General features: G+C 55.0%; 18 protein-coding genes. 17 read left to right on the forward strand and 1 reads right to left on the reverse strand.

Annotation, left to right across the window (positions count from 1 at the left end; all coding sequences use genetic code 11):
• On the reverse strand, window positions 1-1,260 hold the full coding sequence (locus ACR0AL_RS16940; RefSeq protein WP_170351153.1) for an aminotransferase class V-fold PLP-dependent enzyme: 1,260 nt from the start codon (window positions 1,258-1,260) through the stop codon (window positions 1-3).
• A 652-nt stretch (window positions 1,261-1,912) separates the two neighbouring features.
• Here ACR0AL_RS16940 and ACR0AL_RS16945 point away from each other — a divergent pair.
• From ACR0AL_RS16945 to ACR0AL_RS17025, 17 genes are all read left to right on the forward strand, one after another.
• Complete coding sequence (locus ACR0AL_RS16945; RefSeq protein ID WP_480663971.1) at window positions 1,913-2,710, forward strand: inositol monophosphatase family protein; 798 nt, start codon at window positions 1,913-1,915, stop codon at window positions 2,708-2,710.
• A gap of 4 nt (window positions 2,711-2,714) precedes the next feature.
• A complete protein-coding gene (locus ACR0AL_RS16950) occupies window positions 2,715-4,415 on the forward strand; it encodes a Na/Pi cotransporter family protein (RefSeq protein ID WP_170351155.1) in 1,701 nt (566 codons plus the stop codon).
• On the forward strand, window positions 4,412-5,161 hold the full coding sequence (locus tag ACR0AL_RS16955; RefSeq protein ID WP_170351156.1) for an N-formylglutamate amidohydrolase: 750 nt from the start codon (window positions 4,412-4,414) through the stop codon (window positions 5,159-5,161). The genes ACR0AL_RS16950 and ACR0AL_RS16955 overlap by 4 nt, the downstream gene beginning before the upstream one ends.
• Before the next feature lie 80 nt (window positions 5,162-5,241).
• A complete protein-coding gene (locus ACR0AL_RS16960) occupies window positions 5,242-6,519 on the forward strand; it encodes a glutamine synthetase family protein (protein ID WP_480664061.1) in 1,278 nt (425 codons plus the stop codon).
• Window positions 6,520-6,614: 95 nt separating this feature from the next.
• Window positions 6,615-7,997 (forward strand): aldehyde dehydrogenase family protein, encoded by a 1,383-nt coding sequence (locus tag ACR0AL_RS16965; RefSeq protein ID WP_480663973.1) that lies wholly within the window; start codon window positions 6,615-6,617, stop codon window positions 7,995-7,997.
• A complete protein-coding gene (locus ACR0AL_RS16970; protein WP_170351159.1) occupies window positions 7,994-9,139 on the forward strand; it encodes an iron-containing alcohol dehydrogenase in 1,146 nt (381 codons plus the stop codon). Before ACR0AL_RS16965 ends, ACR0AL_RS16970 begins: the two co-directional genes overlap by 4 nt.
• A 249-nt stretch (window positions 9,140-9,388) precedes the next feature.
• Entirely contained in the window at window positions 9,389-10,222 is an 834-nt protein-coding gene (locus tag ACR0AL_RS16975) for a DeoR/GlpR family DNA-binding transcription regulator (protein ID WP_170351160.1), read from the forward strand.
• A 52-nt stretch (window positions 10,223-10,274) separates the two neighbouring features.
• A complete protein-coding gene (locus ACR0AL_RS16980; RefSeq protein WP_480663975.1) occupies window positions 10,275-12,314 on the forward strand; it encodes an ABC transporter substrate-binding protein in 2,040 nt (679 codons plus the stop codon).
• A gap of 72 nt (window positions 12,315-12,386) precedes the next feature.
• Window positions 12,387-13,391 carry an ABC transporter permease gene (locus ACR0AL_RS16985; RefSeq protein WP_170351162.1) on the forward strand — a complete coding sequence of 335 codons (1,005 nt, stop codon included), beginning with the start codon at window positions 12,387-12,389 and terminating at the stop codon, window positions 13,389-13,391.
• A gap of 5 nt (window positions 13,392-13,396) precedes the next feature.
• Window positions 13,397-14,539 carry an ABC transporter permease gene (locus ACR0AL_RS16990; protein WP_480663977.1) on the forward strand — a complete coding sequence of 381 codons (1,143 nt, stop codon included), beginning with the start codon at window positions 13,397-13,399 and terminating at the stop codon, window positions 14,537-14,539.
• Window positions 14,536-15,531 carry an ABC transporter ATP-binding protein gene (locus tag ACR0AL_RS16995; protein ID WP_170351164.1) on the forward strand — a complete coding sequence of 332 codons (996 nt, stop codon included), beginning with the start codon at window positions 14,536-14,538 and terminating at the stop codon, window positions 15,529-15,531. Before ACR0AL_RS16990 ends, ACR0AL_RS16995 begins: the two co-directional genes overlap by 4 nt.
• Window positions 15,528-16,526: an ABC transporter ATP-binding protein gene (locus ACR0AL_RS17000; protein WP_170351165.1), complete on the forward strand. Its 999-nt coding sequence runs from the start codon at window positions 15,528-15,530 to the stop codon at window positions 16,524-16,526. Before ACR0AL_RS16995 ends, ACR0AL_RS17000 begins: the two co-directional genes overlap by 4 nt.
• Before the next feature lie 518 nt (window positions 16,527-17,044).
• Complete coding sequence (locus tag ACR0AL_RS17005) at window positions 17,045-18,259, forward strand: hypothetical protein (protein WP_170351166.1); 1,215 nt, start codon at window positions 17,045-17,047, stop codon at window positions 18,257-18,259.
• Complete coding sequence (locus ACR0AL_RS17010; RefSeq protein WP_170351167.1) at window positions 18,256-19,575, forward strand: lipopolysaccharide biosynthesis protein; 1,320 nt, start codon at window positions 18,256-18,258, stop codon at window positions 19,573-19,575. The genes ACR0AL_RS17005 and ACR0AL_RS17010 overlap by 4 nt, the downstream gene beginning before the upstream one ends.
• Window positions 19,576-19,613: 38 nt before the next feature.
• Window positions 19,614-20,582, forward strand: coding sequence for a glycosyltransferase family protein (locus ACR0AL_RS17015; RefSeq protein WP_170351168.1), 969 nt, complete (start codon window positions 19,614-19,616; stop codon window positions 20,580-20,582).
• 1 nt (window position 20,583) lies between these two features.
• Window positions 20,584-21,111 (forward strand): acyltransferase, encoded by a 528-nt coding sequence (locus ACR0AL_RS17020; protein WP_170351169.1) that lies wholly within the window; start codon window positions 20,584-20,586, stop codon window positions 21,109-21,111.
• A gap of 185 nt (window positions 21,112-21,296) precedes the next feature.
• On the forward strand, window positions 21,297-22,265 hold the full coding sequence (locus ACR0AL_RS17025; RefSeq protein WP_170351170.1) for a sulfotransferase family protein: 969 nt from the start codon (window positions 21,297-21,299) through the stop codon (window positions 22,263-22,265).
• The last annotated feature ends 22 nt before the right edge of the window (window positions 22,266-22,287 follow it).

Consider the following 22,287-nt stretch of genomic DNA (forward strand, 5'->3'; position numbering starts at 1 on the left):
CTAGTTGTCCTGACCCAGCACCTTTATGGCACCCAGTAGACGAGCGATTTCCTGTTCGGTGTTGTAGTGGCAGAACGAGATGCGGATGCAATCCGACAGGCCCAGTGGCTTTAGGACGTTGCCGGAATAGTGGTCATCCTTACGGGTGTGGGTGCGGATGCCTTGCTGATTCAATATCTCCACAACATCTTCCGAGGCATGCCTTTTGACCACGATTGAAACCAACCCTTCGCGCGCGGGATTGTCAGCCCCGGCCAGAATCGTGACGTGATCCATATCGCGCAGGCCAGGCAGATTTCCGGTCCCATTAATGGCGGCGTTGGTCAGGTGGGTCTCATAGGCATGGATGGCACGGCCAGCGGCCTCGATCCGTTTGCGCGGCTCGGTCTCGTCCGACACCTCTCCGCCCAGCCAGTCGAAATAGGACACCACGTCCGAGACGGTCGCATAAGACCCAGTGTCACGAGTGCCGAATTCCCAGCCCGTCGCAGGCGCGTCGATCAGCATGTCATGCGGGGTGTTGGTTAGCTTTTCAGAAATCCAGGCAATGCCATAACCATGGCGCGAAAACACCTTGTAGGGCGAGATCGCATAGCCATCAACATTGTAGGCATCCAGATCCAGTTGCCCGTGGGCGGCGTGCTGAATGCCATCGACGATGATCATGCAATCCGGTGCGACCGCTCGGATCGCGGAGGAAATCGCCGCCACATCCATTCCCATACCTGTCACCGGTGAGGCATGCAGGATTGTTGCCACCGCCACATCGGGTGTCATCAGCGCAGTGTAATCCTCGGGTGTGACCAGCCCGGTTTCGTCATTATGCGGCACAATTACGTAGTCCAGTCCCGCAATCTCAGCCCAGCGGTGCGCAGCGCTGCGGGTGGCAGGGTGTTCTATGGACGACCCGATCACCTTGGACCCCTTGGGGGTGGCCAGACAGGCGGTGCGGATCATCCGGAACAGCAACTCTGTCCCGCTTTCACCGGCAAAGAACTGCCCGCCCGAGGCATTCATGAATACCGCCAGGTCACCCTTGGCCTTGTTGATCACATTCTGTGTCCCCTGCCCCGCCGGGTTGATGCGCCCGGGGTTGTCTGGGATCGCAGCATAAAAAGCCGAGGTTTCGGTGACTGTTTTCAATGTCAGCGCACCGCCTGCGTTTTCGAAAAAAATACGCTCGCCCTGAAACGGGCAGCTTTCGACATGGTTAAACCGGTCGCGGATCGCATCGATGAGGGCTGGGTTGTTCTGGATCATGGGTCTGTCCTGTAGTTTTTCAAAGCGCGCGGGGTGCGATCAGAGTGTGAGCAGTCATTCAGGTCTGCCAGCTTTGTCTCTGTAACCTAAGGATTGTCGAGCAGATTGGCGGTCGTCTGGCGCGTTGGCGACATCAGACAGTCTGCCACCGCCATCAATATCTCGAGGTATTGCCAACGAGAGCGACGTCGATAATCACGCGAAGTCTTGCCGGATCGCCAAAAGGGTGAGTGCAATATCCCTTAAAAACCCACATAAAACAAATAATTTCAGGATTATTGGGTTGAAATTGTATGTTTTTGTGGAACTATAGGGAAGAATGATGTCAAAAAGCCGGAATCTGATGTTACAAGAAGACGACAGCCTGGAACTTCAGGATTGGATTGTTGACTTGCACAACGTGATGCAGCGTGCCGAGGGCTATCAGAGCGTCGGAATAGCGGGAGATGTCCGAGATTCTAAAGGTGAAGCTCGACCGCCCGAAAGGAAGCTGGGCACCACCACGGGGCACGGCTATGCGCAGATGTTGGACGTTGATGCAAATTCAAGAAATGCGATCGAACTTAATTGTAATTCGGTTAGAGCCCGCATGACCTTTCCCAATTATTGCTACCCTAGCCCCGCAATCCATCACTAGACAGGACGGAAATGGATGTTGAATCCAACAAGCTCGCAAAATACCGAAATGGCTGATCTGGTAACGCATGCGATGGCGGTTGCCGACATAGCCAATACTGCGGCACGAGGGTATTTTCGCGGTAGGTTGGGTGTTGAGTTCAAGTCGGATGAAAGCCCGGTTACACAGGCCGATAAAGGTGTTGAAACCCAGGTGCGCACTTACCTAGAGCAGCATTTCCCGGATCATGGTATCTTTGGCGAAGAGCACGGGTTTGACGGGCAGAATTGTCGTGAAGTTTGGATCATTGACCCGATTGATGGCACAAGATCGTTCCTTTCGGGGCATCCGCTGTTCGGCTTCTTGCTGGGGCATCTGGTTAATGGCAAGCCGGATATCGGAGTGATCGGTATGCCTGCGTTGAATGAGGTGTTTGTAGGCGTTTCCGATCAGGGCGCGACTCTGAATGGCAATGCCATCGCAACGTCAAAAAAGACCCGGTTGGATCAATCCATCCTGTTTGTGAACGAAGGCGACAAGATCTATCGCGATCACCCGTCTTTATTCGCAAAACTGATGCAATCCGGGCAAACCCGCCGGTTCGCCTATGACTGCTACCCGCATGCCCTGCTGGCGGCTGGGCATGTGGATGCAGTGATTGATTATGACTTGCAGCCTTATGACTTCTTGCCTGTTCTGGCCGTTGTTGAGGCCGCAGGCGGGGTGATGACCGACTGGAATGGCAAGCCCCTCGACCTGAACTCGGATGGTCGGGTGATCTCGGCCGCAACGCCTGAACTGCATGCGGAAATGCTGGATAAGGTGAACGGTTAGGCTCATGGCGATTGTAAGCTTTCTCATCAACTTGGCCGGAGCGACAATGTTGTTGCTTTTTGCCGTGCGCATGGTGCGCACAGGGATTGAGCGCAGCTATGGGGCCTCGTTCCAGCGCGTTATGACGGGCCAGCGCAGTTATTTGCAGGCGTCGATGGTGGGGCTTTCGATGGCTATTGTGCTGCAAAGCTCGGCGGCGGTGGCATTGTTGACCTCGGGCTTTGCCGCTGGTGGGATGCTGGCATTTCCTGCGGGCCTTGCAATGGTACTGGGTGGCGATCTGGGGTCTGCGCTGATTATTCAGATTCTGTCGTTCAAGCTGGATTGGCTGGTGCCGCTTCTGTTGGCAATTGGCGGGTATCTGTTCGTCAAAACCGAGTCCAAGAAACCGCGGCAATTGGGCCGCATTCTGATGGGCATCGCATTCATCCTGATCTCATTGCGCTTTTTGCGTGAGGCAATGGACCCGATCCGCGACAGTGCTTTTCTGCCCGCCATCGCCGACTATCTGGCCCGCGACTATATCACCGCGTTTTTGGTGGGTGGTGCGCTGGCCTTTGTCATGCATTCCTCGGTCGCGGCGATCTTGATGTGCGTGACGCTTGTGCAAATCGGCGCAATTCCTTTTGCCGCCGGGTTGTCGCTGGTGTTGGGGGCTAACTTCGGCTCGGCCTTTATCCCGGTTTGGTTGACGCGGGGGATGGATTTATCAGCCCGGCGCATCCCCTTTGCCAATCTGGCCCTACGTGGCAGTTGGGCCGTTATTACCCTTTTCGCGGCCACCACAGCCCTGAGGGCGGGCGTTCTGGGCGATCTGCAAGGCGGGCAAATGCTGGTGAACGCGCATCTGGCCTTTAATGCCTCTTTGCTGGTTCTGGCGCTGCCATTCTGTGGACGCCTAAGTGCCCCGTTCGAGCGGCTGTTGCCAGACCCGAAAACATCAGAGGCTGCGCTGCAGCCGGGTCGTCCCACCAGCGCGTTGGAAATGCGCAATATCGGCAGCCCCAGCCAGGCCCTATCGAGCCTCAAGCGGGAACTGCTGCGGATGAGCGATCTGGTTGAATCGATGTTCCGCCCATCGCTCGAACTGTACCGCAGTGGAGACAAGGAACAGATCCGTGCCGTCAGGGACATTGATGTCGAGGTGAACGAGTGCCTGTCTGGCGTCCGAAAATTCGTGGCGGCCATTCCGGCAGAGGATTTTGGAAAGCAGAATGCGAAAGTGGCGCGCGACTTGATGGAATACGCCATTCGCCTTGAAACTGCAGGCGACGTTGTCGCCAAACGTTTGACTGTGTTGGCTACCAGCATGCGCAAAAAAGGTGCATCATTCTCGAAAGAAGGTTGGGCAGAATTGGTCGAAATGCACGAGGGTATTTTAGCCAATCTCAAACTGGCCTCGAACGTGCTGATCTCGGATGATTTGGAAAGTGCCCGCCTGCTGAGCCTCGAAAAGACCGAAATCAAACGGGCCGAGCGTGACAGCCGCAAGCGTCACCTCAAACGGCTTCAGCATGGCAGTACGGAAAGTTTTGAGACCAGCGATATCCATCTTGAGACGTTGCGCGCGCTGCGTGAATTCAACAGTCACATCGCAGCGGTGGCTTATCCGATCCTCTATCGGAATGGTCAGTTGCTGGAAACACGCCTGATCGAAGAAATGCCCCGGACGCAAAAAGATTCAGATACAGAGGTGAAAGGATGATTGCGCCCGTAGAGGTACTGAACGAAGAGGGCCAGGGCAAAGTGGTCTTATTGTGCGAACACGCGAGCCATCGGATTCCATCAGACTACAGTGATCTGGGTCTGTCCGAAGCTGACCGGCTAAGCCACGCAGTCTGGGACCCGGGTGCGCGAAGCCTGGCGTTAAAGCTTTCGCAGGCTTTGGATGCGCCGGTCGTGGCCTCGACCGTGTCGCGCTTGGTTTATGATTGCAACCGCCCCCCGGAAGCCGCAAGCGCAATGCCTGAGAAGTCTGAACAGATCATTGTCCCGGGGAATACAGGCCTGACGCAAGCGCAGCGCGATGCGCGTACGGCTGCGGTTTACGATCCGTTCTGCGCCGCTGTGTCCGAGGTTTTGAACAAGCGCCGGGCTGATACGGTGATCGTGACTGTGCATTCATTTACCCCGGTCTATTTCGGCAAACCGCGTGCGGTTGAGCTGGGTTTGTTGCATGATGAAGACAGTCGGCTTGTGGATGCGATGCTGAATTATGTGGATCGTATTCCGAACCGCCGAACCGAGCGAAATGAGCCTTATGGCCCAACTGATGGGGTCACCCATTCGCTACGCCTGCATGCGCTTAGCCGAAATTTGCCAAATGTAATGCTGGAAGTGCGCAACGACCTACTGCGTACCGATGAAGAGATTGCTGTCGCAGCAGAAGAGGTATTGACCCTGCTGTTACCGGCACTGAACGACATCGCGATTAAGGAGGATAAATCGTGAGCGGAACTTTCAACCTCGACGAACTGAAGGCACGTGTGACTGCGGGCGATGTTGACACGGTTTTGGTATGTTTTGTTGACATGCAGGGACGTTTGATGGGCAAACGCTTTCATGCGGGTCACTTTGTTGCGGGCGCATGGGAAGAAACGCATTGCTGCAACTATCTGCTGGCGACAGATTTGGAGATGGGAACGCCGGATGGCTATGCCTCGACCAGTTGGGAGCGGGGCTATGGCGATTACGTCATGAAGCCGGACCTCAGCACGCTGCGCCCTGTTCCGTGGCTGGAAGGCACTGTGATGGTGATGTGCGATGTGCTGGATCACCATACCCACGAAGAAGTGCCACATGCGCCAGGCTCGATCCTTAAGAAACAGGTCAATCGTTTGAAGGCCATGGGCTATGACGCGATGTGCGCCACCGAGCTGGAGTTTTTCCTGTTCGAGAAAAGCTTTGACCAAATCCGCAAGGAAGGGTTCCGCGATCTGGAACCGATATCGGGCTATAACGAGGATTACCACATCCTGCAGACCACCAAGGAAGAGCATGTGATGCGGCCGATCCGCAACCATCTGTGGAATGCGGGCATCCCGGTCGAGAACTCGAAGGGTGAGGCCGAGACCGGTCAGGAAGAACTGAACATCAAATACGCGGCGGCAATGGAGACGGCGGAGTACCACTCGATCGCCAAGAACGCGGTGAAAGAGATCGCCTGGCAGCATGGTCATGCGGCGACCTTCCTGCCGAAATGGCATCATGACAAGGTGGGCAGTTCGTCCCACGTGCATCAGTCGCTGTGGGCAGACGGTCAGCCGGCATTTTTCGATAAGTCGGATGTGTTAGGCATGTCGGCGCTGATGAAAAGCTACATGGCGGGGCTGCTGAAATACGCGCCGGACTACACCTATTTCATGGCACCCTACATCAACAGCTACAAGCGTTTCATGAAGGGCACCTTTGCGCCCACACGGATCATTTGGTCGGTGGACAATCGTACGGCCGGATACCGTTTGTGTGGCGATGGCACTAAGGCGGTGCGGGTCGAATGCCGCATTCCGGGCTCGGACATGAACCCGTATCTGGCGATGGCCGGGATGCTGGCCGCCGGAATTGCAGGGATCGAGGAAGGGCTGGAGCTGCAGCCGCCCGCCCAAGGCGATGTCTATCAGGGCGACACCGGCATGATCCCGGGTACGTTGAGGGACGCACGAAACGCCCTGCATGGGTCGGCCATGTTGCGCGCGGCCATGGGGGATGAGGTGGTCGATCACTATACCCGCGCGGCAGAGGTCGAGATCGAGGAATTCGAGCGCGTGGTAACCGATTGGGAAGTTGCCCGCGGGTTCGAGCGGGCGTGAGCTTGGGCCAGGCTGGGGGCTCTGCCCCCAGACCCCCGAGGTATTTTTGGCCAGACGAAGCAGGGGACCCTGCCGTCTTTCGAAATGGAGTGGTTATGGGGCAGATGTTGAAATGTGTCTCACCGATTGATGGATCGGTTTTTGCGGAACGCGAGGTTCTGTCGCGGGACGCCGCCTTTGCGGCGGCTGAGCGCGCACGTGCCGCGCAGGCGAACTGGGCGGCGCGGTCGTTGGAGGAGCGTATCGATCGTGTGATGGCGGGCGTGGCGGCTGTTGGTACGATGAATGATGAGATCGTGCCCGAGCTGGCTCATATGATGGGCCGCCCGGTGCGCTATGGCGGTGAGTTTGGTGGCTTTAACGAGCGCGCCAGCCATATGGCCGGGATCGCCGAGGCGTCGCTGGCGGATATCGCGGTGGGCGAGGATGAGACCTTCAAACGCTATATCAAGCGCCTCCCGCATGGGGTGGTGTTTGTGGTGGCGCCCTGGAATTACCCTTACATGACGGCAATCAATACGGTGGCCCCGGCGCTGATCGCGGGCAACACGGTGATCCTGAAACACGCCACCCAGACCCTGTTGGTGGGTGAGCGGATGGCACAGGCCTTCCATGCAGCTGGCGTGCCGACAGATGTGTTCCAGAACGTGTTCCTCAGCCATGACGTGACAAATGACCTGATCGCGGGCAATGCGTTCGACTTTGTGAACTTCACCGGCTCGGTCGGCGGTGGTCAGGCGATGGAGCGCGCGGCGGCGGGCACCTTTACCGGTGTGGGCACCGAACTGGGCGGCAAGGACCCCGGCTATGTGATGGAGGATGCCGATCTGGATGCCGCCGTGGATACGCTGATCGACGGGGCGATGTTCAACGCCGGACAGTGTTGCTGCGGGATCGAGCGGATTTACGTGCATGAAGCCCTCTATGACGACTTTGTCGCCAAGGCGGTGGAAATCGTGAAGGGTTACAAGCTGGGCAATCCGCTGGACAGCGATACGACGATTGGCCCGATGGCCAATGTGCGCTTTGCTGATGAGGTGCGCGCGCAGATCGCCGAGGCGGTCGCCGATGGCGCGGTGGCCCATATCGACACCTTCGCTGAGGATGACGGTGGTGCTTATCTGACCCCGCAGATTCTGACCAATGTGACCCATGAAATGCGGGTGATGCGGGATGAAAGCTTTGGTCCGGTGGTGGGCATCATGAAGGTCTCATCCGACGAAGAAGCGATTGCGCTGATGAATGACAGCGAATTTGGCCTGACCGCCAGCCTGTGGACCCGCGACGTGGATCGCGCGGCCCGTGTTGGCGACCAGATCGAGACCGGCACCGTGTTCATGAACCGGGCCGATTATTTGGACCCCGGCCTGTGCTGGACCGGCTGCAAGAACACCGGGCGCGGCGGCGGCCTTTCGGTCATCGGCTATCACAACCTGACGCGCCCCAAATCCTACCATCTGAAGAAGGTGACATCATGAGCCTTGTTGGAAACTGGTCTTACCCGACCGCGATCAAATTCGGTGCTGGGCGCATCAAAGAATTGCCCGAGGCCTGTGCCACAGCGGGGATGAAAAAGCCCTTGCTGGTCACCGACAAAGGGCTGGCCGACCTGCCGATCACCACGGCGACGTTGGACATCATGGAGGCCGCCGGTCTGGGCCGGGGTCTGTTCAGCGACGTTGACCCGAACCCGAATGAAAAGAACCTTGAAGCCGGGGTTGCCGCCTATAACGCTGGTGGTCATGACGGGGTGATTGCGTTCGGCGGTGGCTCAGGGCTGGATCTGGGCAAGATGGTGGCCTTCATGGCCGGTCAGACGCGTCCGGTCTGGGATTTTGAAGACATCGGCGACTGGTGGACCCGCGCCGATGCGGATGTTATCGCCCCGATCATCGCGGTGCCAACCACCGCCGGAACAGGGTCTGAGGTTGGGCGCGCCAGCGTCATCACCAACTCTGAGACGCATGCCAAGAAGATCATCTTCCACCCCAAGGTTCTGCCGAGCGTGGTGATCTGCGACCCGGAACTGACCGTGGGCATGCCCAAATTTATCACCGCAGGCACCGGTCTGGATGCCTTTGCCCACTGTGTCGAGGCATTCTCAAGCCCGCATTACCATCCGATGAGCCAGGGCATCGCGCTGGAAGGCATGCGGTTGGTCAAAGAGTATCTGCCGCGCGCCTATGCCGATGGCACCGATCTCGAAGCCCGCGCACATATGATGAGCGCAGCCTCGATGGGCGCCACCGGTTTCCAGAAAGGTCTGGGCGCGATCCACGCCATGAGCCACCCCATCGGGGCGGTGTTCAACACCCATCACGGCACTACCAACGCGGTCTGCATGCCCGGCGTGCTGGAGTTTAACGCCCCTGCCATTGCTGACCGGTTCCAGATGGCAGCCGATTATCTGGGCATCGACGGCGGCTTTGACGGCTTCCGCGCCTTTGTGCAGACCTTCAACGACGATTTGGGTATTCCGCGCAAACTGTCTGACCTGGGCGTGACCGAGGCCGCAATCCCTGAACTGGTCCAAGGCGCAATCATCGACCCATCATGCGGTGGGAATCCCGTTGAGCTGACTGAAAGAAATCTAAGAACACTGTTCGAAGCAGCGTTATGAAAGCAAGGGCCTCGGCGGACACTCTGCCGGGGCCAGAATTAATAATCACCAGTGGTGTTCCACAGGGTGAGGCCGGTAGGTCTTACCGGACAAAAGCAGTCAAGTGTACATATATTGGTAGACCAGACGCTTTTCAGCCGATGACCGGATTTATTGGAAAATATAAATAAACCCCCGGAATTCAAATATTGTCACAAAACATTCACAATTTTTGTGGATTTTTAAGTGAAACTATGTTGGGCTTAAAAAATGGATCACGATAGCGATAATATCCCTCATCGGGGCCGTGAACTTCTAGATGTCCTGGCAAGGTTGGGGGGCTCGGCGCGCAATACCCAGATTGCGCAGGTTATGGACGTTTCTGAGGAAACTGTTCGTCGACTTGTCAAAGCGCTGGCGCAAAAAAACATGGTTGAGAGGGTGCATGGGGGTACCTATCTTTCCCGGGCGCAGGACACGCCGATGTTTTCCGGGGCGTTGGAGCAAAACGCCGAAGAAAAGACGCTTATTGCCAACAAGGTCAGCCAAATGATCGAAGACGGCATGGTGCTGTTCATTACGGTGGGCTCAACGACCACCCATGTTGCCGAGCAGCTGCGCGATCTGAAAAACCTAACCGTGGTCAGCAACTCGCTATCGGTTGTCGCCTCACTGGCTGATCACAACGGAACGCGAGCAATCCTTGCCGGTGGTGAGGTTATTCGATCCGAACGCGGCAGTTTTGGTCGTGCGGCCGAGGAACTGGCCTGCCAATACAGTTATGATGCGGTGATTTGCGGTGCGGATGCCATATCGCTTTCCGGCGGCGTGTTGGCTTCGAACCCGCTGGAGGCTGAGTTGACGCGCGCGTTGCTTAAAAATACGCGGCGCATGATTGTCGCAACCGATCACACGAAATTCGGGGAAAAAGCGACTAATGTATCCTGCCGATTTGACCAGGTGACCGATTTGGTGACCGACATACCCCCGTCTGAAACTTTCGCCACAGCTTTGAAGGATGCGGGGGTTACAGTCCATGTCGCTGCGCTGCGTGGCAAAAAAAAGAAAAAGAAGAAGAGAACCGACGTTGCTGCAGTCAACTAATCGGTTTCACAAGCAAATAAAAACGAAACTGACGTTACCGTAGGGAGAAAACATGAAACAGCTTCTGATGTCAGGTGTGGCCTTGGTCACTCTGGGGGGAACTGCCTGGGCGAACTGTCCGGCAGCGACAGTTGCAGATATGCAGGGCCTATCTGATGGTGCTTATCCGCAGCAATTTGATCTGGCAGAGTTTCAGTCGGCCGCGGGCTGTACGCTGAACTTTGCAGAAAACCCAGCCATTGCAGATCTAAATGGTAAAATCCGCGGCAATGGCGACCTGCCCGCGGTGGCGGATCGTCTGCCGGCCGAGCCTTTGGTCATCGTGCCATATGACTCGATCGGTCAGTATGGTGGGGTTCTGGATGCGCTGTCCAACGCCACCGAAAGCGGCACGTCAGACTTCCTGTCTGTACGTCACGTGAACCTGTTCCGGTATTCCGACGATCTTCAAACCTTGGTGCCCAATGTGGCCAAGTCCTGGGAATGGAACGATGATTTCACTCAACTGACCGTGCATCTGCGCGAAGGTCACAAGTGGTCGGATGGGGCGCCGTTCACCGCGGCGGATGTCGTGTTCTGGTATGACAACCTGATGATGGACACCAATGTCATCGCCGAAGCCAAGGATTACGCACTGGCTGGCGGTGAACCCATGAAGGTCGAAGCGGTAGATGACACCACGGTGCAGTTTACGCTGGCCGCACCCAAGCCGGGCCTGACCGAGACGTTTTCGTTCACTTATGTGCAACCCTTCCAGCCCAAGCATTTCTTCGAAAAGTTCCACCCGGCGTTGGATGAAAATGCGGACGCCAACGCACAGGCGCTTGGGTATGAAAACGGTTATGAACTGATCAAGGCCTACTACGGTAACTCGGACTGGATGGATACGCCGTCACCAATGCTGACGGCAGGTGACAAGCTGGCGGGTCTGCCCAAGGATGCTATGCCGACCCTTGAAAGTCATATTCTTGTGAAGGAAAGCACCGAAGGGCGCCACTATGTCGCCAACCCTTACTTCTTCCAGGTCGACACACAGGGTAACCAACTGCCCTATATCTCGGAAATGGATGAAACATATGTACCGGATGAAGAGGTGCGTAACCTCAAGCTATTGAACGGCGAGGTGGATTACAAATCTCAGGGTGTGAACCTGACATCTGCTCCGGTTCTTTTGGAGGGTCAGGAAAGCGGCAACTACACGTTGGAAGTAAAGCCCGCGATCGGCTATCCGGTGCTGACGTTCAACGTGACCGCCGAGGATGAGGCCAAACGCGCGCTCTTCAACGACATCCGTTTCAGAACGGCCATGTCGGTTGCGATGGACCGCAATCAGCTGAACGAAGTTACCGCTTTTGGACTGGGTGAGCCGACACAGTATATCGGGTTCTCACCGCGCCCGGACTTCATTGATGCCAAATGGTCAGAGTACGAGGCTGGTTTTGATCAGGATCGTGCCAATGCTCTGCTCGATGAGGTCGGCCTAGTCGATCAGAACGGTGACGGTTTCCGCGATCTGCCAAACGGTGACCCGCTTGTGCTGGACTGGCAGTTCTCGACGCAGTCAGCCTCTGCTCAACTGGTGGAACTCATCGCTCAGAACTGGAAAGACGTGGGCGTCAACACCGCGATCAAAGAGGTTACTTCTGATGAGTTCCGCGCGGCGCAATCGGCCAATACGTTGGATATGGGTATGTGGCTCAAGAGCCAGCCTGCCGGTTCGGTTCTGGGCGACGGCGAAATCTGGGTTCCCCCGTTTGACGGGTACTTCGATGTTCGAACCGGGATGCTCTGGGCGGAATACATCAGCTCGAACGGTGAAAACGGTGTCGAGCCGCCCGCTTGGGTTGCCGATCTGAAAGCCGCTCTGGATACTTATCAATCCAGCGCACCTGGATCGGACGCATCCATTGCTGCCGCTCAGAAAATGGTTGAGATAATGACCAGCGAACTGCTGTTCATTGGTACGGTCAACTCGCCGGCACCGATCTACCACTCGAACAATCTGCAGAACTTCACCGAGTTCAAGACGCAGTCGTACGAGTTCTATCGGACCTATCCGTATCGCCCTGCTCAGTGGTGGTTGTCCGAGTAATCCGATCCTTGATCTGAGATGACGGAATGGGGCGTTCGCGCCCCGTTCCAAATGCTAGCCAGGAACAAAGACATGCTCCAATTCGCCCGCTTTGCCGCCACGCGTGCGGTGATGGCTGTGGTCACACTTGTATTGGTATCACTCATCGTGTTCACGCTGATGGAGCTTGTGCCGGGCGATTGTGCCGAACGCTATCTTGCCTATAAAAATACCCAAGGCTCGGCCATCACACTGGCGGATATCGAGGCCGAACGGGCCCGACTAGGGCTTGATCGCCCGTTCCTGACACGCTGGGCCAGTTGGCTGAGCGGTGCCTTCCGCGGTGATTTCGGCGAAAGCTGCATATTACGCGTGAATATCGCACAGCTATTGGGCGACAAGTTTTGGATCTCGCTGTGGATCTGCCTTGGATCGTTGACGCTGGCCTATATGATCGCGCTACCCGTGGGTATTATCTCGGCTGCTTCCAAGAACGCATTCCTCAACAATTCTCTGCGCCTGATCAGCTATCTGGGTCTGGCCATGCCCAACTTTCTGCTGGCGCTGATGGTGATGCTGTTTTCCACAATCTATTTTGGCGAGACACTCACCGGCTTGTTCAGCCCCGAATATCGCGAGGCCCCCTGGTCATGGGCCAAGTTCGTGGACCTGCTGAAACATGCCTGGTTGCCCATATTCATTCTGGGCTGGTCCGCGACTGCCTTTGCGTTGCAGACCGTGCGCGCATTGATGTCGGATGAGATCGGCAAGCTTTACGTAACCGCAGCTGCGGCGCGTGGGATTTATGGCCCGCGTTTGTTGTGGCGCTACCCCGCCCGTCATGCGCTTGGGCCAATTGTCAACTCGCTGGGATTTGACCTGAACCGTATCTTCAACGAACTGCCCATTGTCGCCCTGATCCTGACACTGACCGAGGCCGGGTCGCTGCTGCTGGAGGCTCTGGCACGGTCGAACGACCAACAACTGGCAGGCGCCATCATCTTCCTGCTAACAGCCGCCATCGTCACACTCAATTTCGCCACGGATATCCTGTTGGCTGTGATTGATCCGCGTGTGCGCAAGAGCATTCTGAGGTAAGATCCATGTCTGCAAAAGCCTCCACGAAAATCGACGATCAGAAGGCCAAGGAAGCGTATTTCACGGCGTCGCAAAGACAGCTGATCTGGGCCAGGTTCAAAAAGCAGCGCGCGGCGATGATCGCGGCCACCGTTTTGGTTGTTCTGATCCTGTCGGGCCTCTTTGCGCCGTTTTTGTCGCCATACGATCCAACGGTCGCAGGACGGGACAAGGATTACCTGAACGGGGCCCCTCAGATACCGAAATTCTGCGACAAGAACGGCTGTTCGATCCGCCCGTTTCTGCACACGGTGACGCGCGAGCGGTCGATTGCCACTAACTTTCGCTGGGTCGAAAAGATAAACGAGGATGAACGCCGCTACATGCAGTTTTTCGTCCACGGCGACAGCTACAAACTGTTTGGGTTCATTCCGGGCAACATCCATCTGTTTGGCATGGATCAGGGCTATGTCCATCTTTTCGGCACTGACAGCGCAGGAAAAGACATCTTTTCACGCACACTGCACGCGGTCTGGACGTCACTTCAGGTGGGCACGTTAGGCGTGGTGATCTCGTTCGTGTTGGCTTTGATAATTGGTGGCGTGGCTGGATATTATGGCGGGGCCATAGACAGTGTGATCCAGATGATCACCGACGCGGTCAGGACAGTACCGTCTATCCCCCTTTTCATGGCTATAGCCGCCTTTATTCCACCCGAATGGTCGGCTGAAACCCGATTTTTCGTCATAACCCTGATCCTCGGGCTGGTGGGATGGCCAACCTTGGCCCGACGGGTACGGACCCATCTGCTGACCGAGCGTAATCAGGAATACGTTCTGGCCGCGCAATTGTGCGGGGCACCCGCCGGTCACGTCATCAGGCGGCATCTTCTGCCAAGCTTTACCAGCTATATCATCGTCGACTTGGTCATCTCGTTCCCCTACGTGGTCCTGTCGGAAACGGCGCTCAGCTTTATTGGGCTGGGCCTCAAAGACCCGGTGAACTCATTGGGTGTTATGTTGCAGAACGTGACCAAAGCGGATGTGTTGTTGAATTATCATTGGTACTTCATCCCGGTCCTCTTCTTCATCGCGCTTGTCATGGCCTTCGTCTTTGTGGGCGACGGGCTGCGCGATGCTGCCGATCCCTATTCGGAGACCCGTAAATGAGCCTGATCGACGTCGAAAACCTGACGCTGCAATTCAAGACCGACGAAGGGCTGATCACCGCGGTCGACAACGTGTCATTTTCGCTGGCACCGGGCGAGGTCATGGGCCTTGTGGGTGAAAGTGGCTCGGGCAAATCCGTGACCGCAAAATCGCTGATGAAGCTTAATCCAGGCAATGCAGTCTACGCGCCGGAAAGCCGTATCACGCTTCATCTGGACAGCGGACCGGTGGATGTCCTTGCCTTGCAGCGCCCGCGAGATATGGAAGTCGTGCGTGGCGGGGCGATCAGCATGATCTTTCAGGAACCGATGGCCAGTTTCGCACCTGCAATGACAATCGGCAGCCAGATGGTCGAGCAGTTGTTGATTCACACGGATATGTCCAAAAAACAGGCCCGTGAACTGTCGATCGAGATGCTGGACCGCGTCGGTATTTCCGATGCGTCCACTCGGTTTGGGCAATACGCATTTGAAATGTCGGGCGGCATGCGTCAGCGGGCGATGATTGCCATGGCGTTATCGACCAAACCAAAGCTTTTGATCGCGGACGAGCCCACCACGGCGCTGGACGTAACGATACAGGCTCAGGTTATCGACCTGATGAAGGATCTGGTGGATGAATTCGGGATGGGCATCATCTTTATCACCCATGACCTTGGGGTGGTCGCACAGACAGCCGACAAGGTGGCGGTGATGTATTTGGGCAAGATGATCGAACAAGGCCCGGTCCGCGAGGTGATCCGCAACCCCTATCACCCATATACCCAAGGGCTGATCGACGCGCTGCCACAGCTGGACGATCTGGACAAGCCATTGATGCCGGTGCCAGGCGATATCCCTTCGCCGCTGGAACGGCCTGAAGGCTGCGTTTTCCATACCCGTTGCAGCAAAATCGTTGGCGATGTCTGTAAAACGATTGTGCCGGGCTGGTCGGACACTGGTGAAAACCATCGCACAGCCTGCCACCTTTGTGACGAGAGACAATCCGCATGAGCAACGACAATCTGATCGAAACCCAGGACCTGTCGGTTGGATTCCCTGTCGGCGGGAAGATTTTCAACAAGCGTACCCTGATGGCGGTCAACGAAGTTTCGCTGTCGATCCCCCGCGGGTCCTTTTTCGGTGTGGTAGGTGAGAGCGGTTCGGGTAAGACAACCTTTGGCCGCGCCCTGCTGAATGCGGCACCCATCACCGGTGGCACCGCCCATTATGATGATGGAGAGGTCAGCTATGATCTGGGCAATTTGGCCGGGGCCGACCTGAAGGAATACCGCCGCCGTGCACAGCTAATTTTTCAAGACCCGTATGCTGCGCTATCTCCGCGTATGACCGTTCGCGACATCATTGCCGAACCTCTGGAAGTTATGGGTCTGTGCAACTCGCGCGAAGAGGTGGACGAACGTGTGCGCGAAATCGCCAGCTTGTGTCGGCTGAACCTGGAACATTTGCGCCGGTTTCCACATGCTTTTTCTGGCGGTCAGCGTCAGCGGATTTCCATTGCCCGCGCTCTGGTGTCCAAACCCCGGTTTGTGGTGGCAGACGAAAGCGTCGCGGCACTGGATGTGTCAATTCAGGCCGACATCCTGAACCTGTTAAAGTCGCTTCAGGATGAGATGGGGCTGACTTATCTGTTCATCAGTCATGACCTGTCGGTGGTGGCCCATACCTGCGATCATGTCGCCGTGATGTATCTGGGGCAGATCATGGAAAGCGCGCCAACGCGCCAGCTATTCCAATCGCCGCGTCACCCATACACCAAAGCACTGTTTTCAGCGATCCCGTCTCTGGACCCGGATGATCGCGGCAAAGCGCAGAAACTTGAAGGTGAGATCCCGTCGCCAACCAATCGCCCCAGTGGTTGTCAGTTTCACACACGTTGTCCTTTTGCCACTGACCTGTGCAAGCGGGAAGAGCCGCATTTGGAGACCTGCGAGGCTGGACATGCAGTAAGCTGCCACAGATGGCGTGAATTGCAGTTGGCGGGTTAATCCGGGTCAAAGTGTTGGTTGCCGTCAAATTGGTTCAACGCCTTTGAGGCGATAGAGGCAACTGACGAGTAATGTAACTTGGGGAGACACTGAGAGCTTTTTTGTTTAACCGAATACGGCTTCTCGCGAACACGCATCGGTACTTCAAGAAAACTCACAATCCAACTGTTTCTGCGGGGCGTATGTTCAGGCGGCAATAAGTATCTCGGTCCCACGAAAGCCGTTGCACTTCACACTTCTTGGCGCAATGAGAAGGATTGGGTATTTCCAGCACCAAAGTCCCGGTCAAAAGACTTTTCGCCTAGCCGGTATTGCGGTAATGGGTGGACTCATACGATGAAGGTCAAACAGTCTAGGTTCGGAGTTTCTTGCACGCAGGGCATCTTACCTGATCGGTAATGGTGTTTCTGCAATCTGAAAGTCGTACTTTTGCACGTTCCGTGAAAATTAGTTCAACAAACCGTACATTATATTGCTTCTGGTATTCCCAGCTCTGACAACCCTTGAGAATTTGAAAAATGGTTAACAGTCCTAACGCACAGGGTGTCGAACGCCACTGGCAACTGAGTCCCAGGCAGAACCAAAGTGCGTCATTTACCAAGACAGCGGCGGGCACGTTGCTGTTGTTTGTTACTTTCTCTCAGGGCAACGTCACCAGCGCCAGCCAGTTTGTCATCTTATACTTGCCGATCCTGTCTTTGGCGCTTGTGATTATCGGCGGCCGGAGGGGTTCTGCAAGTACTCTTGCCCCCAGCAGCCCCGCACGGCTCGGACTTCTACTGATACTCGTTCCGGTACTTCTGGCGACCCTTTCCACGGCCACCGTGCAATACGTCATCATCCTGCTTGGCTTTACCCTTATTGTCTTAACGCTGCCGGTGGGCGGGTTCCTCCAAAACCTTCCAACTTATGCTTATTACGCAGCCTGGCTGAATGCGATGCTGTACATGGGCGAAGTAATATTTTGGGGGCAACTGGGAATACCATTCGACCCATCAGTGTTTAACTATATCGGCGTCGACCGTGAGGGGGTAATAACCACATGGGGATTGACCCGCTATGGTGGACACCATTCGGAGCCAGGGTCCTTCGCAGTCAATTTCGCGGCGTTAACGGTGTTGTCGTTGATGGGCGATCGAATGCCCACTCTGTTCCATTGGTTTGCTGTGTTTCTATTGGCTGGAACGCTGTCGATCACGGCGGCGCTATTGGCTGTGGTTGTGGTGGTGTCGATTATTCTGACCAGCAAACTGACGGCGAGATCTCTGTTTTTGCTTGTACTGGGACTTGGCCTGATCCCTGTGCTGATTTTGCAACTTCTGCCGCTTTTGGGCTTGCAATCGATGGAATTTCTGACTGAACGCCTGGTTGACCGTGGCGGGAACGATATCAGTATCTACATTAAGGCACAGCTTGTCGAAGATGTTAAAACGCGAGACTTCTTATCTACAATATTCGGGAACCGATACGCAGAGTGCTTTCATTGTAGTTACTCCAAATCCATGGGCTTTGGTTTCTATTTTCTGTTTCAAGGCGGTCTGGTGGGTGCCATTGCAGTTGCAACCATTGGTGGCATCGCAGTCTGGCGACTTGGACGAAAGGGCTTCGCGCTTTTCATCGTTTTTATGTTGATGCGGTTGGAGTTTCATTTCCCTCAAGCAATGATGCTTTATTTGATCGTTGTAGGTTTGCCAGCACCCAACGGACGTTCCTCAAAGGGTAAGATCGCGTGAAAAATATTTTGGTATTTGCGTTGCGTATGATCACGCTTCGTTTGGCAGTCATTCTTTTGTCGTTGACGCAGACTACACTATGGGCGGCTGAGTTGGGGGTTGCAGGTTTCGGCCTAGTTTCGGCTTTCATCAGCGCGCAGGTTCTTTTAGGGTTGGGCGCGCGCTTTGGTGCGGACAACGTTTTGGTACGTCACTTTCGCACTGATCCGAACTTTCCGAAGCGTTTCCATACTTTTGTCCGAGCGGCGATCTTAGCCTCGGTGGTCGTCGCCCTAATCGGGTTTACGATATTGGCAAAGCCAGTGTTCGGTAAGCTGACCAGTTACGGCGCCGTCGCGTTTGTAATGCTGTTGCTGAGTTTTAACATCATGCAAATCCTGATTCAGGTTGTCGTAGCCCAAAGACGTCAGGTGCTGGTGACACTGGTCGGAGGCGTACTACCTTTGTTGGTAAGTCTGGGATTTTTCTCCTTACCGTTGGACAACTACCTTTCAGTGCCCAGACACATTCAGGCAGTAGCGTTCTTGGCTTTAGGATATTTTCTGGCTGCCGCGGTTTTGGCGGTTCTTCTGCGTGATTTCTGGGCAGAATGTCGTGCGCAACACCGAGCGGCTCCTGGGCGCATGCGATTGTTGCTGGGTTCTGAGCAGTGGCACTTTCTAGCCTATCAAAGTATTGGCCTTGCCCGGGTTCACGGAACCACGTTGGCTGTTTTGGCGTTGTTTGGTGCTGAAACGGCCGGGTTCTTTGCTCTTGCATTGCGCTTTGGCAATCTACTGAGCTACCTCAACGAGCCAGCTCGCATGTATGTACTTCCGCGCGTTGCCGGCAGTTCCAGGGGCAATATCTGGCGCCTCTATCGCTCAATGTTGGGATTGAACGCTGGGCTGTTCGTGATTGGTGTCCTATCGCTTGCCGGCCTCTATTTCTTTGTCCAGCTGCCATTTTCCACAGACCCACCGTTCCTGCTCTATACCGTTATCATCATGGCCGGTGCGGCGGTGAACCTCTGTGTTGGTCCAGTCGGGGCTATTCTTGCTCAAAGCGGCAATGAAAAACGCAACCTCACCGCAAATATTCTGGGCTTTGGCATCGCAAGCTTCTGTCTGCTTTTGGCTTGGGCTTTAAATGAGCCTGTTGCGGCAGTATTGGGAGTGTCATTGTCCACCGCGACGATCAATCTGTCTAACACTTTAAGCCTGATGCAGGTAATGCGCGATCCAATTGCCGGTCCCGGTCCGTGGCAACTGGGCCGTAGGCGTGGGTATAGGGCCATCCAGGATAAAGCACGTTTTGTTGGCAGCAAAAAATCTTGAATAGCATTGGTTGAAAAAAAGGTCATCTGAGTTGATACATGTTCGAAACTTCCAAATCGCTAGATCAAAAGATGAATAACAGTTACGCGCCTATTTTGATCTTTGCTTACAACAGACCGGATAGATTATCTCAAACCTTGCAGTCACTAAAGCGATGTCCTGAATTTTTGGAGTCACCTCTGAATGTGTTCATTGACGGGCCGAGAACCGCCAAAGATACCAAAATGGTGAAACGCGTTCGCGAAGTTATTCAAAATCTGGAACACCCCAATAAGACAATTCACGTGAGGGAAAGAAATCTGGGCCTGAAAGCTTCGATCAGTAAAGGTGTTTCTGACGAGTTGAGGGAAAATGATTGCGCTATCATCCTGGAAGACGATCTTATCCTATCGCCGCAGACGCTGCATTTTTTCAATCAGGCTCTGGCAAAGTTTGCTTCGGATGACCGGGTTTGGAGTATTTCTGGCTATATGTACGACGTCGCGAGTTTTAAGGAGCGGCGGGACGCATTTTTTGTTCCATTTCCTCATCCTTGGGGCTGGGCAACCTGGAAAACATCTTGGGAGCGTTTCGCGTCTGGCTCGAGGGATCACGCTGTCGTCGGGTCCAAAAGTTTCAGAACTTATTTTGACGTTCTTGGTCTTCGGGATTTCTCATCCATTCTCGAGCTTGACGACCTTGGCTTAATAAGCAGCTGGTACGTGAACTGGTACCTAGAGATTTTTTTGCAAGGCGGCGTTTCACTAGCCCCGCCCGTTAGCCTAGTGCGGAACGCAGGTATGTTTGCGGGTACACATGCAAGCCCTCTCAACCCTTATCGCTTTTTGCACAAGAACCAAGAGTTGGCCTCGTTTTCACCTAAATTGCCGTCAGAAGTTGTGCTGGACTTCAAAGCGTTGGATTCGATCAGAAGCTCACGGGATGTGAAATTGCAAAAGGTCATCTCCCAGCTGGGTCGGGTAAAACGACGTGCCAAACAGGTGGCATCCATCGGGCGGGGCACGTGAAATGAAATATGTGCGAAACGCTTATCGAGCGATGAACAGATACACTGCAATTCGGGCGAATGTGAGTGTCGGAAAAAGCTTTGTTATCGGTGTGGAAGGGCACATTCAGGCCCCCGATCAATTAAAAATTGGTGACAACGTCAATATCGGGCGAAACTTCTACATGGCTTGCAATGGAACCATTGGAAGCAACGTTCTGATATCTAGCTATGTTGGCATTGTGGGTCGGCGGGATCATGACATGAAGCAAGTCGGCGTGCCGATTACCCAAGCTTCGTGGATCTACAGCGACGATCAGGACAGCGACACACCCGAAAGCACGATCTGTATCGAGGACGATGTCTGGATAGGATTTGGCGCGATATTGTTGAGCGGAATCACTGTCGGCAGAGGAGCTGTCATTGGTGCAGGTTCACTGGTAAACTCGAATGTCGAAAGCTACGACGTTGTTGCCGGGAACCCGGCGAAAAAGATTTCACGACGGTTTTCGGACGAGGAAATTGCCAATCACGAAAATGCAACAGTCTAGTTCTGCGCCTATTTTCATATGTTCACTATTCAAGTTCTTTCCGATTTGGTGTCTAAGAGGATCAATCCAGCCTGAATTTTTCGATAACAGTAATATTCAAAACGAATTAATTTCCGCTTAGCCATTTAACATAGCTCAGCCAGCCATGGCTTGACGCAACTTTCTATTGCCCGCACGAGAATTTCATGACCGAACCAACTTCAGTACGCCCCATTTTCATCGGCGCTTGCCCCAGAAGTGGAACGACCTTTTTGGGGGATCGCATAGGGGCACTGCTGAACGGTCGAGTGATGCCTGAATCTCAGTTCAAACGCCCCGCCTTGCGGGCGTTAGCGGTTAATGGCCCCGAGGTCGCAGTCAAAGTACTCGACAATGAGCGGTCTTATCGACTTTGGAGGGATCGCCCGGCGCGTGAAACACTGTTGAAATGTAATGATGCCGCTAGCTTTTTGAGCCATTTGGTTTTTCCCGAAGGCGTCCCCGTTGGCACTGCGCCAATCTGGGTAGATCACACCCCGATTAACTTCGAAGATTTTAGCATTTTGCGGCGAGCATTCCCCAACGCCCGGTTCGTTAACTTGGTTCGAGATGGGCGGGCAGTCTTCTCCTCGGTTCGGGGGTTGGAATGGGGACCGCGCAACCCAATGCACGCATCATGGTGGTGGGCCGCACGTACAGCGCCGGGGCTTGCTGCAAGCCTGAGACATCCGGATTGCTGCGTAACCGTCCGGTATGAGGATTTGGCACGCGGACATCTGGATGATTGGAGCTCGTTGCTAACTTTTCTGACCGCAGGCGAGAAACGCAGCGTTACCCCAGAAGAGCTGAGCGCTTCTAGCGGATTTGAAGTGCCCGACTACACTCGCCATCAACACCAACTTGTCGGCGAAGCTCCTTCTGCCGATCGCGTCGAAAGCTGGCGTACAACCCTCTCACAGCGTGAGATCGAAATCTTCGAAGCGAACAACGGCGGCGCGCTGCTTGAGATGCTGGGATACGATCGGCTCTTTTCCTTTCCGCGACCTGCAATCAGGTCAGAGATGATCCGAATGGGCGAATGGCCGTTTCGTGTTACCGCCGAACCCATCAAGAAATTCAAACAGGCGCTGCGTTGGAACAAGGTTAAGTCTGCAGACAAGGTTACAAGTGCATGAGCGATCAGGGTTGTTTCCTTCT

It is taken from the genome of Ruegeria sp. BB1 (assembly GCF_056539465.1).